Source organism: Streptomyces sp. NBC_00045 (assembly GCF_045041095.1).
GTDB lineage: Bacteria > Actinomycetota > Actinomycetes > Streptomycetales > Streptomycetaceae > Streptomyces.
The window spans coordinates 6,807,533-6,820,993 of the sequence record NZ_CP108271.1 but is presented as its reverse complement, the minus strand read 5'-3'; the positions used below and the strand labels follow the sequence as shown (position 1 = coordinate 6,820,993).

Genomic DNA, 13,461 nt, shown 5'->3' with positions numbered 1-13,461 from the left:
TGCCGTGCGTACGTGACACCGGTCTATCACCATCCCAACGCGCACCGGCGCCGAAGGATTCCGCCGCGCGCCCCCGGCCTCGCACCCCGCCTTCCGGCTCCCGTCCCCTCCCCCTCTTGCAGCCCGCCCCGGTCTCCCCCCGGCCTCTTCCCCCGGGCTCTGCCGCGACCGTCACCCGCCGGGCTACAGCGGCAGCAGGTCCGGACGCTTCGCCTCCACGTGGTCCCCGGAGGACTCCCCGCGCAGCCGCCGTCCGATCCACGGCACCAGGTGCTCCCGCGCCCACTGGATGTTGTCCCGGGTCACGTCCACCGAGCCGCGCGGCTGTTGCGGGGGCCACGGCTGGTCGGGGTCGGCCGGCACCTCCAGCCCCAGCACCTGGGCGGCGCGCAGCGCGACCCGGGTGTGCCCCTCCGGCGAGAGGTGCAGCCGGTCGAAGTCCCAGGCGCGCCGGTCCTGTACGGACTTCAGCGACCAGAGGTCGAGCACCGGGCAGTCGTAGCGGTCGGCGATGGCGCGCACGTGCGCGCTGTACGTCGCCACCTTGCCCCGGAGGTGTTTGAGGACCGGTACGCCGCGGGTGTCGAAGCCCGTAGTGATCATGACCTGGCCGACGGCCCCGGTGAGGTCGGCGACGGCCGCCTCGAACCGCTCCGCCACGTCGTCCGGGTCGCTGCCGGGTCGGATGATGTCGTTGCCGCCCGCACAGAAGCTCACCAGGTCCGGTGCGAGCTCCTTGGCCCGGGGGACCTGTTCGGCCACGATCTGGTCGAGGAGGCGCCCCCGCACGGCCAGGTTCGCGTACCGGAAATCGTGTTCTTCGCGCTGATCGGCCAGGAGTACGGCCAGCCGGTCCGCCCAGCCGAGAAAGGTCTCCCCGGGCCCCGGGTCCCCCACACCCTCGGTGAAGCTGTCCCCGATCGCCGCGTACGAGCCGATGGTCTTGAGTGTCGTCTTCGTCGCTGCCACGAGACCACATCCTTCACCCCGACACGTGACCTACGCCACCGTAGGAAGGGGTTGACGGACCGTGATCTTTACCACCCGTTCGGTACGGAATAACAGCGCGTGAGGCCGGGACCCCCCTCGGGTCCCGGCCTCACGCGTCCAGCTGCCTTCCGACGGCGCGAGCCGTCAGATGCTCACGCCCTTGGAGCGGAGGTAGGCCAGCGGGTCGATGTCCGAGCCGTAGGACGGCCCGGTGCGGATCTCGAAGTGCAGGTGCGGGCCGGTGGAGTTGCCGGTGGAGCCGGACAGGCCGATCGTCTGGCCGGCCGTGACGCTCTGGCCGACCGAGACGGACAGCTGGGACAGGTGGCCGTACTGCGAGTACTTGCCGTCCGCGTGCCGGATGACGACCTCGTTGCCGTACGCGCCGCCCCAGCCGGCGGAGACCACGGTGCCGGCGCCGACGGCGCGGACGGTGGTGCCGGAGCTCGCGATGAAGTCGACACCGGTGTGGTAGCCGCTGGACCACATGGCGCCGGGGGTCTTGTACTGGGTGGAGATCCCGGTGCTGCCGACGGGTGCGACGAACCCGGCGGCACTGACCGTGCCGGCGGCGGACTTGGCGGCGGTGTTCTTCTCGGCGGGCGCGGGAGCAGCGGCGGGGGCGGCCGCGGCCGCCGCGGCGGGGGCGGGGGCCGCGTCCGAGGACTGCTTGGCCGAGGACCGCTCCGCCGGGGTCCGGGCGGGCTTCTCGACCGGAGCCGCCTCGCCCTTCGCACCGAGGGTCAGCTTCAGCCCGGGGCGGATCAGCGACGGGTCGGCGCCGACGGCCTCGCGGTTGTCGGCGTACAGCTGCTGCCAGCCGCCCGTGAGGTGGCGGTCCTGGGCGATCTTGGAAAGGTAGTCGCCCGGCACGACGGTGTAGACGGCCGGCGCGGCCTGCACGGCGGCGGCCGGCGCGGCCCGGAGCGCCGCGGGAGCCTGCGGGGCCTGCACCGGGGCCGTGGCGGGTGCGGCGGCAGGGGCACCGGCCGCGTGGGCGCCGGCGGCACCCAGCAGCGGCAGCGCGAGGGCCGCACCGCCAGTGCCCGCGACGGCGAAACCGCGTGCCACGGAACGGGACTTGGGACGGCGGTGCTTACCCTTTGCAGGCATGGCGAATTCCTCTCCGTCGCCTGCGAGGTGAGCTGTCGGGTTGGGACTGGAGATGTCCGGCCGCACATGAGCGGAACATGTACGGCTTCACCCCTAGCTGCGCCGATACGAAGATCGGAAACAGCGGCTTACCTGGTTCCCCCGCTCCTGCCGCGCGCGTGAATAGTCGGGTGCGGTATCCGGACGGCGGCAGGATTCGGCGGTCCATCCGGATCGATCGCGAAGGTAATCGAGTTCGGCCACACGGAACAAGCCGCGAATTTCCTGACGCATTAACAGGGTGAGGGGCCCGACGGAATTCCGGTCACCCTCCGTCCATTCCTCGCCGTCAACAACCGCCCCGGCCGGGCCTTTCGGCTTTGGTGATCAGGCACTCACGGTCACCGTATGATCTGGCTCACGGGGCTGCGCCCGATCTCGCCTCCGGTTATGGCAAGTTGGCCCCAACTAGTGCAATTCGGACACCCCACGACGACGCGGAGGAGTTCCCGTGACCCAGCAGATACCCCAGCCCCCGCGGACCGAGCCCGTACCGGAGCCGGAGCTGGCCGGAGTGCGCAACTTCCGCGATGTGGGCGGCCTGCCGACCACCGACGGACGACGGGTCAAGCCGGGAAAACTATTCCGTAGCGGACATCTGGCGCATGCCACCGAAACCGATGCAGAATTCCTCGCTTCGCTCGGCCTGCACACCATCTTCGACTTCCGCAACGGCGCCGACCACGCCCTGGAAGGGCTCGACGTCGAGCTCCCCGGCGTCCGGAACGTCAACATTCCGCTGTCGGATCCGGCCGACGGCAAGGAATTCTGGAAGATGGTCCGCGACGGTGGCGTCGGGCAGCTCCGCGGACTGCTCGGCGACGGAAAGGCCGCCGCCCGGATGGCCAACTCGTACCGTTCGATGGTCGAGCACCGCACCGCCGAGCACGGCCGGGTCGTCCACGCCCTCGCCGAGGACAGCGTTCCGGCGCTCATGCACTGTGCGGCCGGAAAGGACCGGGCCGGCCTGTCGATCGCCGTCACCCTGCTCGCGCTGGGCGTCGAGCGCGAGGCGATCGTGGCGGACTACCTGGAGTCCAACGCCCCGCACCGCCGCTACCGGGTGCGCCGCGGCAGCGACGCGCCCGAAGCCCGCGCGCCCGAGGTGATGGAGCTGCTCGCGCCGCTCTTCGACGCCCGCGCCGAGTACCTGACGGCGGCGTTCGAGACCATCGACGGCCACTGGGGCGGGGTCGACCGGTACCTCGCCGAAGGCCTCGGGCTCGCGCCCGAGACCCTCGACCGACTCCGGGACCGGCTGCTCGACCGCTAGGTCGCGTCCTGCGGAGCAGGCCGTCAGCCGCCGCCGACGGCCTGCTTCACCAGCGTCCTGCCGAAGTCCCACATCAGCGAGCCCCCGCCGTGCGCCTCGTCCATGACCTCGCGGAAGGCCGTGACAAACCGGTCGACGTCCGCCTCGTCCACGATCAGCGGCGGGATCAGCTTGATGACCTCCAGATGGTCCCCCGACACCTGGGTCAAGATCCGGTGCTTCTGTAGCAGCGGCACCACGACCATCTGCGCGAAAAGCCCCTTGCGGGCCGCCTGGAGCACGGTCCACCGGCTGCGCAGCCCCAGCGAGGACGGCCGCCCGAACTCGATACCGATCATCAGGCCCCGCCCCCGCACCTCGTGGAGCAGTTCGTACTCGTCCACGAGGGCGGCAAGCCGGCCGCGCAGCAAGTCGCCCGTCGCGCGCGCGTTCGCGACCACCGACTCGTCCTCCATGACGGAGAGCACCGCCAGCCCGGCCGCCATCGCCTGCGCATTGGATCCGAAGCTCGCGGAGTGCACCAGCACCCGGTCCATGGACGAGTAGACCTTCTTGAAGATCCAGTCCTTGCCGAGGGTCGCACCGACCGGCACGTAGCCGCCCGACAGCGCCTTGGCCACGCAGACCAGGTCCGGTTCCACGCCCGGCTCGTGCTGGTACGCGTAGAAATCGCCGGTCCGGCCGAGGCCCGTCTGCACCTCGTCCGCGATCAGTAGCGCCTTGTGCCGGTGCAGCAGCTCCTGCGCCGCGCGCAGGAAGCCGGGCGGGGCCGCCAGCACGCCCTTGCCCTGGATCGGCTCGACGACGAACGCCGCGACGTCGCCCCGCCGCAGTTCCCGCTCCAGGCCGGCCAGGTCCCCGAGGGCGACCTTCGTATCGGGCAGCAGCGGCGCGAAGCCGTCCCGGAAGCCGCCCTCCCCGTTCACGGACAGGGAGCCCGTGGTCAGGCCGTGGAAGGCGTGGTCGCAGTAGAGGATCCTGGGCCGCCCGGTGGCGTACCGGGCGAACTTCAGGGCGGTCTCCACGGCCTCGGTGCCGCTGTTGCCGAAGAAGACCCGGTCCAGGTGCGGGCTGTACGAGAGCAGTTTCTCCGCGAGCAGCCCGGGCAGCGGCTGGCAGTCGAAGCGGGTCAGATCGGCGAGCTGCGCGTCCAGGACGTCGTGCAGGGCACGCCGGACCACCGGGTGGTGCCGCCCCAGGCCCATCACGCCGAACCCGGCCAGCATGTCCAGGTAGTCGTTGCCCTCGGCGTCCCAGAAGTGCGCGCCTTCGGCCCGTACGTAGACCTTGTCGAAGCCGATCGTGTGCAGCATCCGGGGCAGCTGGTGGTTGAGGTGCCGCGCGTGCAGCTCGTACCGCTCCGCGCCGCGCTCGGCCAGCAGGGCGCCTAGGTCGAACCCGCTGCCCCGGTCGGCTCCCCCGCCCCCTCCCGACGCGGACGTCATGCCGACGCGTCCCGGTTGCCGCCGATGGTCTCCCGGGCCGCGCGCAGGGATTCCTTGAGGGAGCCCATGGTGGCGAGGACGGCGGTCGGCTCGTAGCCGCAGTGCGCCATGCAGTTCGCGCAGCGCGGGTCCTTTCCGCGGCCGTACTTGCTCCAGTCGGTGTCCTCGATCAGCTCCCGGTACGTCGGTACGTAGCCGTCGCTCATCAGATAGCAGGGGCGCTGCCAGCCGAAGAGGGAGTAATTCGGAATGGCCCAGGCGGTGCAGGGGAAATCCACCTTGCCTTCCAGGAAATCGAGGAAGAGCGGCGAGTGGTTGAGCCGCCAGCGACGCCGGTTTCCGCCCGCGAAGGCCTTCTTGAAGAGTTCCCTGGTCTGCTCGACTCCGAGGAAGTGCTCCTGGTCGGGTGCCTTTTCGTAGGCGTAGGCGGGCGAGATCATCATTTCGTCGACCTTGAGGTCGTCGTTGAGGTAGTTGAGCACCTCGATGATCGTCTGCGGGGTGTCGGTGTTGAAGAAGGTGGAGTTGGTGGTGACCCGGAAACCGCGCCTCTTCGCCTCCTTGATGGCGGCCACCGCCTCGTCGAAGACGCCTTCCTTGGCGACCGACTCGTCGTGGCGTTCGCGCAGCCCGTCGATGTGCACGGCGAAGGCGAAGTACGGCGACGGGGTGAACTTCTCGATCTTCTTGCGCAGCAGCATCGCGTTCGTGCAGAGGAACACGTACTTCCGCCGGGCCACCAACTGCCGGACGATCTCGTCGATCTGCGGGTGCATCAGCGGCTCGCCGCCCGCGATGGACACCATCGGCGCGCCGGATTCCAGGACGGCGCCGACGGCCTGGGCGACCGGCATGCGCTGCTTGAGCACGCCTGCCGGGTGCTGGATCTTCCCGCACCCCTCACAGGCCAGATTGCAGGCGTAGAGCGGTTCCAGCTCGACGATCAGCGGGAACTTCTCACGCTTGCGGAGCTTCTGTTCGAGAAGATACGTCCCGACCCTGATGGACTGTCGCAGTGGCATGGCCATCTGGCTCACCTCCTGGGGAGCAACAAAGAACGGTGCCAGTCATGAAACGCGGGCAGTACGGCACGCAGTACGCGGAAGGCCGATATTCCACCGCGGAACGTGCCGATGCGGACGAGCTCATGCTCCGGAGCGTCCACGATCACCCGGACGGCCGCAACCGGACGGTTCCAGCCACTTTCGGCGGCCCGGGCGGCGGTCCACAAGGTGGCCGCGGACTCCATGTCGACCGCGATGGCGCCGGTGGCGCGCAGCTGGGAGCGCTCCTGGCCGCGGACGACGTGGTCGGATCCGGTCAGTGCGCCGGTGTGCACGGTCCGGCCCGGAGCGGCCCGGGCCAGTGCCTCGGCGAGCAGGGCGGTGCCGTCGCACACGACGGTGCCCCGCGGATCTCGGGTCTCCTCGGCGACGACGAGGTCGCCGGGGCTCATGCCGGGGACCAGCCCGGCGCAGAACCCGGTGGCGAGGACGGGGGCGCGGCGCAGCCCCGGCTCGGCGAGCGTCCGGCCGACAGCGCGTTCGGCGGCGCGCGGGCCCATGCCGGTGCGCAGGACGCTGTAGCCCGGCTCCGGGCGCCCCGCGCCCCGGCCGCCGCCGCTGCGCAGGGCCGCCTGCTCGATGCGCAGGGCGCAGGCGACCAGCAGCGGGGCGGGCGGTTCGGGCCCGGCGGCCCGGTCGTCGGTCATCGGGGCTCCCCCGCCGCGAAGGGTTCCCCGTACAGGTAGCGGCCGAGCGCGGTGAGCGGGAACACCTGCCGGTACAGGTGGTAGTTGATGGAGAAGTCCCAGGGAAAGCCGGTGCCGGTGAAGTACGGCTCGTCCCAGGTGCCGTCCTCGCGCTGGGTCTCCACCAGGTACGCGATGCCGCGCTCGACGGCCTCGCCGTAGCGCTCCCCCGCCGAGAGCAGCGCCATCAGCGCCCAGGCGGTCTGGGAGGGGGTCGAGGCCCCCTTTCCCGCCCACGCCGGGTCCTTGTAGGAGCGCTGGTCCTCGCCCCACCCCCCGTCCTCGTTCTGTACGGATTCCAGCCAGCGCACGGCCCGCCGGATCGCGGGATGCGCCGGGGCGAAGCCCGCGGCGGTCAGGGCCGGGACCACCGACCCGGTGCCGTACACGTAGTTGGTGCCCCAACGGCCGAACCAGGCGCCGGTGGGCTCCTGTTCGGCGAGCAGCCAGGCGATGCCGCGGCGGGTCCGCGGGTCGGCCGCCTTTCCCTCGACCGCGAGCATCTCCACCACGTGGGCGGTGACGTCGGCCGACGGCGGGTCGATGACCTCGCCGAAGTCGCAGAACGGCAGCCTGTTCGGGAACGGGCTGGTGTTGTCGGCGTCGAAGGCGCCCCAGGCGCCGTTCCCGGACTGCATGCCGAGGTTCCAGGAGACCCCGCGGGCGATGGCCGCCTCGACCTTGGCCGGCTCCGGGTGCCGGATCCGGCGCAGGGCGAGGACCACTTCGGCGGTGTCGTCGATGTCGGGGTAGGTGTCGTTGTGGAACTCGAACGCCCAGCCGCCGGGGGCGAGTCCGGGCCGGCGCACCGCCCAGTCGCCGGTGCGGACGATCTCCTCGCCGAGCATCCAGTCGGCGGCCTTCACCAGGGCCGGGTGGTCGGGCGGCAGGCCCGCGTCGGCCAGGGCGATGGCGGCGAGGCAGGTGTCCCAGACCGGGGACTGGCAGGCCTCGATCATCCGGGCGCCGTCCTCGCGCCACACCGCGAAGCGGTCCAGGGACTCCAGGCCGGCCCGCATCACCGGGTGCTGCAGGTCGTACCCGAGCAGGTGCAGGGCGATGACGGAGTACACGGCGGGGGGCTGGATCCCGCCCCAGCAACCGTCGTTCTCCTGGCGCTCGATGATCCAGCGGGCGGCGGTGTCCATCGCGGCCTTGCGCAGCCGGCGCGGTGCGAACCGGCGGTAGACGTGCAGGGCCTTGTCCATCCGCCGGAAGACGCCTTCCCAACTGGCCAGCGGGGCCGGGCGGACGGCGGGGTACGGGCGCCGTGCGTCGGTGTGCAGCTCGTCGAGGGCGAACGGGGCCGGGCGGACGGGGCGCTTTGCGGAGACCACGGTCAGCGGGACGATGGTCTGGCGGGCCCAGCAGCCGAAGTCGTAGATGTTCAGCGGCACCCACGGCGGCAAGAACACCAGCTCGGGCGGGAGTTCGGGCAGGTGGTCCCAGCTCCACCAGCCGAAGAGGGCCAGCCAGATCCGGGTGAAGACGCGGGCGGCGGCGATCCCGCCGTGGGCCCGGATCCAGGCCGAGGCGCGGGCCATGTGCGGGGCGTCGGGTGCGTCCCCGGCGAGCCGCAGGGCGACGTACGCCTCGATGGTGGCGGAGAGTTCGGGCGGCCCGCCGTGGAAGGTGGCCCAGGTGCCGTCCGCGGCCTGCTCGCCGCGGATGAACAGGGCGGCGGCCTGCGTGGTGGCCTCGTCACCGATCCCGAGGAACTGGCGCAGCAGCAGGTCCTCGGCGTCCATGGTGACGTTGGTCTCCAGGTCGCCCTTCCACCACCCGGCCGCGTCCTGGCGCGCCAGCAGGTGCCGGGTCGCCCGCGCGGCGGCCTCCTGCGCCCCCCGTGCGGTGTCCGGCGGGCTCCCGGCCGTCCCGGCCGACCCGCGCGGCTGCGCCGTACCGGCGGGCTCGTCCGGGTGGAATCGGACGGCACCCCATACGCCCGGGTCGGGCATGTGGTCATCCGGACCGGTGCCGGGGGTACCGGCGCCGTCGGTCGTCGCTGTCATGGCTTCCCCTTACGTGGCAGTCGTCCTCTGCTGTGCTGGGGTATGCCGTCGGCCGGGCGCTCCTGTCAGGCCGCGCCGGCCGGCGACTCGCGAGTCATATCCGTGCTCGGGTGGCGATCACCTCTTGCGCACGACGACGAAGTCGGCGAGGGCGACGAGCTGTTCGCGCACCGTCTGCGGCATGTCCACGTCGTCCAGCGCGCGGACGGCGATCGCGTGCTGGCGGCGTGCCTCCTCGGCGGTCCACTCGCGGCCGCCCGCGGCCTCGATGAGCGCGGCGCGCGCCGCGAACTCCTCTTCCGAGAAGTTCTCGAAATCGTTGCTCTTGGCGTCGGCGGCGAGCAGCTGCGCGAGCTCCTCGCAGGCGGGGCCGCCCGCCGCGAGGGCGGCGACGACCGGCAGGGACTTCTTGCGCTGGCGCAGGTCGCTCCAGGTCTGCTTGCCGGTGGACTCCGGGTCGCCCCAGATGCCGAGGAGGTCGTCGACGGCCTGGAAGGCGAGGCCCAGGTGGTAGCCGTACTCCTCCAGCTTGTCGGCCGTACGGTCGTCCGCGCCGCCGAGGACGGCGCCGATGGAGACCGCGCAGGCGAGCAGGGCGCCGGTCTTGTTGCCCTCCATCTCCAGGCACTCCTCGACGCTGACGCGCTCGCGGTGCTCGTAGGAGATGTCCTGGGCCTGGCCGTCGATGAGCTTGCGGCTGGCGGTGGTGAGCCGGCGTGCGGCGCGGCCCGCCTCGACGGTGCCGAGTTCCAGCAGGACCTCGTTGGCGAGGGCGAAGAGCGCGTCCCCGACCAGGATCGCGAGGGCCGGGCCGTGCACCTTCCACACGGTGTCGCGGTGGCGGCGCTGCTCGTCGCCGTCCATCAGGTCGTCGTGCAGCAGCGAGAAGTTGTGGACGAGCTCGACGGCCACCGCGCCGGGGATGCCGACCTCGGCCGCGGCTCCCGCGGCCTCGGCGGAGAGCAGCGCGAGGGCGGGGCGCACGGCCTTGCCCCCGTCCCCGTCCGCCGCGTTGCCCTCGGCGTCGATCCAGCCGAAGTGGTAGGCGGCGACGGTGTCCATGGGCGCCGCGAGGCGGTCGACGGCGGCGCGGAGCACGGGGGTCGACAGCGTGCGGCCGCGCTCCAGGAGGGCGACCGTGTCCGCCTTCTCCGCGCTTCCTCCGGCTGCGCCGTTGCCGGCGTCCGTGTTCTCGACAGCCGGATTCCCCGGGTTCACTGGCTCTCCTCTGTGTCCTGTACGTGCTGTTCCGGTCGTGCTGGTGGTCGTCATGCCGCCTCCTGCAGGGGGTGCTCCCGGTGGCGGCCGAGGGCGGCGAGTGCGGCGTGCGCCGCGCTCAGTCCGCTGCGCACGGCGCTCTCCATGGTCGCGGGCCAACCGGTGGCGGTCCACGCACCGGCGAGGTAGAGGCCCGGCGTGTCGGTCCGCGCCCCGGGGCGCAGCCGGCCGACGCCGGGGGTGGGGGCGAACGTCGCCGTGCGCTCCCGGGTGACGAAGAAGTCCCGTACCTTGGCGCCCCGCGCGGCCGGAAGCAGCCGTTCCAGCTCGGGCAGGTACTTCGCGCGCAGCACCGAGACGGGCTCGTCGATGTCGTCCTGGGCGGCCGACTGGGACAGGGCGAGGTACTGGCCGCCGTCGGGCAGCCCGGAGGCGTCCGTACGGTCGAACACCCACTGGACCGGCGAGCCGAGGGCGGTGAAGAAGGGCTGCTTGACCACCTTGCGGTCGTAGACCACGTGCACGTTGAGGATGGGCGCGGTGCCGATGTCGAGGAGCTTGTCCGGGTCGGCGAGGGCCCCGTGCGGCATCAGGGCGTGGGCCTCGCGCTGCGGCACGGCGAGGACGACCGTGCCCGCGCCGAAGGACTCGCCCTCGGTGTCGACCTGCCAGTTCCCGTCCTGCGTACGGGAGACGGCGGTGACGCGGGTGCGCAGTTCGGTGCGCACCCCGGCGGCGTCCAGCTGCTTGCGGGCGAGGGTGTCGTGCAGGTCGCCGAGGGGGACCGAGGCCCAGCCGATGTCGGCGGCGCCGTTCTCGGAGAGCAGGCCGGTCTTGAAGACCATGACGGCCAGGCCCAGCGAGCACTGGTCGGCGGTGGCGTTGAGCGTGGCGATGCCGACGAGGTCCCACAGGGCCTCGATGGTGCGCGGGCTCTGGCCGTACCGTCCGAGCCAGGTCGCGAAGTCCAGGCCGTCCAGCGCCGGGTCGGCGGGGTCGAGCCGGCGCAGTGCGAGGGCGGCGCGGCCGACGCTCACCCGCTCGGCGAGCGAGAGGTGCGGGTAGCGGGCCAGGGATCCCGCCAGGTGCAGGGGGACGGGCAGGGCGCTGCGGCGCAGCCGGCCCAGGCGCGGGCCGCGGGGGTGGGCGACGTCGAGTACGGGTACGTCGAGCCGGTCCTGGATCGGGGCGAGCTCGGCGCCCTCGACGCGGTCGAGGAACCACCGGTAGGCGGTGCAGCAGCGCAGGTAGACGTGCTGACCGTTGTCCACGGTGAGGTCGCCGCGCTTGAAGGAGAAGGCGAGTCCGCCGAGCCTCGGGCGGCCTTCGAGCAGGGTGACCCGCAGTCCGGCGTCGGCGAGTTCGAGGGCGGCCGTCACTCCGGCGAGGCCGCCGCCGATGACGACGGCGCGGTCGTCGCTGCCGCTCATGCGGTCTCCCCGTTGCCGTTGCCTGCAGCGCCCGCCGGGACGGACGCGCCCGCCCCGGCGGGGGTTGCGTGGGGGGCCCCGCCGGACGGGGTCGCGGCGGCGGCGGTCGGGGGCGTCGGGCCGGTCGGCGCGGTCACGGCCGCCTCCGTGTGCTCTGGCGCGAGATGGTCCGCGCGTCGAGGCCGGACAGACCGCGGACGGCGACGTACGCCTTCTCGTGCGTGGGCAGCGAGACGCGGCCGCGCAGGACGGCCTCGGGCTCTCTCTCGATGCGGTCGAGGAGGCGCCGGTAGATGCCGGCCATGGCGGCGACGCAGGCGCCGCTGCGCCGGTCGAGCATGGGCAGCAACCGGTAGCCCTCGACGAACAGGGCGCGGGCGCGCCGGACTTCGTGGTGGACGAGCCCGGCGAAGTCGGAGCCGGCGGGCATCCGGTCGCTCGCGAAGCCGTCGGTGCAGCCGAATTTGGCGAGGTCCTCGGCGGGCAGGTAGGTGCGCCCGTTGGCGGCGTCCTCGCGGACGTCGCGCAGGATGTTGGTGAGCTGGAGGGCGAGGCCGAGGGTGTCGGCGTACTCGCCGGCGCGCGCGGCGTCGGACGCGCCGAGGCCGCCGGTGTTCACCGTGCCGAACACTCCGAGGGAGAGCCGGCCGATGGCTCCGGCGACGCAGCGGCAGTAGACCTTGAGGTCGTCCCAGGTCTCGTAGGTCTCGCCGCGGACGTCCATCAGGACGCCGTCGATGAGCTCGTCGAGGCCGCCGAGCGGGATGGGGAAGCGGCGGGCGGCGTGGGCGAGGGCGACGGCGACCGGGTCGGTGTCGTCCTCGTCGATCTCCTCGGACCGGATCCGGCCGAGGAGGGTGCGGGTGTCTTCGAGCCGGGCCAGCTTGGCGTCGGGGGCGAGGGTGCCGTCGCCGATGTCGTCGACCCGCCGGGAGAAGGCGTACAGCGCGGACATCGCCTGCCGCTTGTCGGAGGGCAGCAGCCGGATCCCGTACGCGAAGTTGCGCGCCTGTGAACCGGTGACGGCCTCGCAGTAGCTGTAGGCCGCCAGGACCGCTGCGGACGGCGCGGATGCTGCGGACGTGTGTGCGGAACCCTCCACGGTCGGGCTCACCCCTTTCTCGGCGCTGTGCGCAGGACGGCGGCCACCTCGCGGAGCAGGCCGCTCTTGGTGGGCTTGGGCGGGCCGGGGAGTACGTCGAAGCCGGCGGCGGTGACGGCTCGCAGGGCGGCACGCCCTCCTCCCACGAAGCCCGCGAGCAGCAGCCGGAGCCTGCCGTGCACGCTACCCACGAGCGGGGTGCCTTCATTCAGGAGGTCGCGGGCGCGTTCGGCTTCGAACGCGACCAGGGAGCGCACGGACGCGCCGGCGCGGTGGGCCTTGAGGTCGGCCTCACCCACGTGGAAGCGGCGCATGTCCTCGGCCGGGAGGTAGATGCGGCCCCGGCCGAGGTCCTCCGCGACGTCCTGTACGTGTTCGACGATCTGCAGGGCGGTGCAGACGGCGTCGGAGCGGCGGATCCGCTCGGGGGTGCTGGTGCCGGTGAGGGACAGCACGAGGCGGCCGACGGGGTTCGCGGACAGCTCGCAGTACGCGAGGAGGTCCCCGTACGTCTCGTAGCGCGTGACCCGCTGGTCCTGGCGGTTGGCCTCGATGAGCCCGAGGAAGGGCTCGGGGGTGAGGCCGTGGGCGCGGACCACGGGCTGGAGGGCCAGCAGGAGGGGGTGGCGCGGCGGGCCGCCGGGGCCCCCGAAGACGCGGTGGAGGTCGGCCTCGAAGGCGTCGAGCATCGCGAGCCGGTCGTCCACCGCGGCGGGGTCGAGGCCGAGGAGGACGGCGTCGTGCCCACCGGGGGCGAGGTCGCCGTCGCCGATGTCGTCGACCAGGCGGGCGTACCCGTACACCGCCATCAGGCCGTCGCGCCAGGCGCGGGGGAGGAAGAACGGGGCGACGGGGAAGTTCTCCGTCCGCGCCTTGCCGAGGGTGGCGTGCGCGTGGGCGTCGGGGGCTGTGGGGGCCTCGTCCCGCCGGGGCCGGATACCGTGCCCGCGGGTCACCGCCCGCCGCCCGCGCGGGGGACGGCCGTAATGCCTGGGGGCCGGAGAATTCCCGTAGCCATTGCCGTCACGTCTCCCGTTCTACACTGCCGACCCAATACATCCCATTTCGGACACGCCGCCGGACTTTCCC

Annotated in this window: 12 protein-coding genes and 1 riboswitch; of the genes, 1 reads left to right on the top strand and 11 read right to left on the bottom strand. The window is 72.5% G+C overall.

Annotated features, from left to right (window positions below; translation table 11 throughout):
* Positions 1-183: 183 nt before the first annotated feature.
* The gene (locus tag OHA65_RS31620) at positions 184-969 is read right to left on the bottom strand and encodes an SGNH/GDSL hydrolase family protein (protein ID WP_327279544.1); all 786 of its coding nucleotides are present in this window, start codon (positions 967-969) and stop codon (positions 184-186) included.
* Positions 970-1,134: 165 nt separating this feature from the next.
* Positions 1,135-2,103, bottom strand: a complete 969-nt coding sequence (locus tag OHA65_RS31615) for a LysM peptidoglycan-binding domain-containing M23 family metallopeptidase (protein ID WP_371645394.1) — start codon at positions 2,101-2,103, stop codon at positions 1,135-1,137.
* 4 nt (positions 2,104-2,107) lie between these two features.
* A riboswitch (cyclic di-AMP (ydaO/yuaA leader) is annotated at positions 2,108-2,315 on the bottom strand.
* Between the two features lie 278 nt (positions 2,316-2,593).
* On the opposite strand from OHA65_RS31615, the gene OHA65_RS31610 reads away from it, so the two are divergent.
* Entirely contained in the window at positions 2,594-3,415 is an 822-nt protein-coding gene (locus OHA65_RS31610; protein WP_327279542.1) for a tyrosine-protein phosphatase, read from the top strand.
* Between the two features lie 23 nt (positions 3,416-3,438).
* Here OHA65_RS31610 and OHA65_RS31605 read toward each other — a convergent pair whose 3' ends face one another.
* The 9 genes from OHA65_RS31605 to hpnC all read right to left on the bottom strand — a co-directional run bounded on the left by OHA65_RS31605 (position 3,439) and on the right by hpnC (position 13,310).
* Positions 3,439-4,860 carry an aspartate aminotransferase family protein gene (locus OHA65_RS31605; RefSeq protein ID WP_327279540.1) on the bottom strand — a complete coding sequence of 474 codons (1,422 nt, stop codon included), beginning with the start codon at positions 4,858-4,860 and terminating at the stop codon, positions 3,439-3,441.
* Entirely contained in the window at positions 4,857-5,888 is a 1,032-nt protein-coding gene (gene hpnH, locus OHA65_RS31600) for an adenosyl-hopene transferase HpnH (RefSeq protein WP_327279539.1), read from the bottom strand. The genes OHA65_RS31605 and hpnH overlap by 4 nt, the downstream gene beginning before the upstream one ends.
* Before the next feature lie 5 nt (positions 5,889-5,893).
* Positions 5,894-6,571 carry a 1-hydroxy-2-methyl-2-butenyl 4-diphosphate reductase gene (locus OHA65_RS31595; protein ID WP_327279538.1) on the bottom strand — a complete coding sequence of 226 codons (678 nt, stop codon included), beginning with the start codon at positions 6,569-6,571 and terminating at the stop codon, positions 5,894-5,896.
* A complete protein-coding gene (gene shc / locus OHA65_RS31590) occupies positions 6,568-8,622 on the bottom strand; it encodes a squalene--hopene cyclase (protein WP_327279537.1) in 2,055 nt (684 codons plus the stop codon). The genes OHA65_RS31595 and shc overlap by 4 nt, the downstream gene beginning before the upstream one ends.
* A gap of 117 nt (positions 8,623-8,739) precedes the next feature.
* Positions 8,740-9,840, bottom strand: a complete 1,101-nt coding sequence (locus tag OHA65_RS31585; RefSeq protein ID WP_405762924.1) for a polyprenyl synthetase family protein — start codon at positions 9,838-9,840, stop codon at positions 8,740-8,742.
* 50 nt (positions 9,841-9,890) lie between these two features.
* Positions 9,891-11,270: a hydroxysqualene dehydroxylase HpnE gene (gene hpnE, locus OHA65_RS31580; protein ID WP_327279535.1), complete on the bottom strand. Its 1,380-nt coding sequence runs from the start codon at positions 11,268-11,270 to the stop codon at positions 9,891-9,893.
* Positions 11,267-11,407 (bottom strand): hypothetical protein, encoded by a 141-nt coding sequence (locus tag OHA65_RS31575; protein WP_405762923.1) that lies wholly within the window; start codon positions 11,405-11,407, stop codon positions 11,267-11,269. Before OHA65_RS31575 ends, hpnE begins: the two co-directional genes overlap by 4 nt.
* Positions 11,404-12,384, bottom strand: coding sequence for a presqualene diphosphate synthase HpnD (gene hpnD, locus OHA65_RS31570; RefSeq protein ID WP_327279534.1), 981 nt, complete (start codon positions 12,382-12,384; stop codon positions 11,404-11,406). Before hpnD ends, OHA65_RS31575 begins: the two co-directional genes overlap by 4 nt.
* Positions 12,381-13,310: a squalene synthase HpnC gene (hpnC, locus tag OHA65_RS31565; RefSeq protein WP_327285857.1), complete on the bottom strand. Its 930-nt coding sequence runs from the start codon at positions 13,308-13,310 to the stop codon at positions 12,381-12,383. Before hpnC ends, hpnD begins: the two co-directional genes overlap by 4 nt.
* Positions 13,311-13,461: the final 151 nt, after the last annotated feature.

Coding starts and splice junctions, on each gene's coding strand:
- OHA65_RS31615 (WP_371645394.1), bottom strand. CDS start 2,103: ATGCCTGCAAAGGGTAAGCACCGCCGTCCCAAGTCCCGTTCCGTGGCA.
- OHA65_RS31605 (WP_327279540.1), bottom strand. CDS start 4,860: ATGACGTCCGCGTCGGGAGGGGGCGGGGGAGCCGACCGGGGCAGCGGG.
- hpnH (WP_327279539.1), bottom strand. CDS start 5,888: ATGGCCATGCCACTGCGACAGTCCATCAGGGTCGGGACGTATCTTCTC.
- OHA65_RS31595 (WP_327279538.1), bottom strand. CDS start 6,571: ATGACCGACGACCGGGCCGCCGGGCCCGAACCGCCCGCCCCGCTGCTG.
- shc (WP_327279537.1), bottom strand. CDS start 8,622: ATGACAGCGACGACCGACGGCGCCGGTACCCCCGGCACCGGTCCGGAT.
- hpnE (WP_327279535.1), bottom strand. CDS start 11,270: ATGAGCGGCAGCGACGACCGCGCCGTCGTCATCGGCGGCGGCCTCGCC.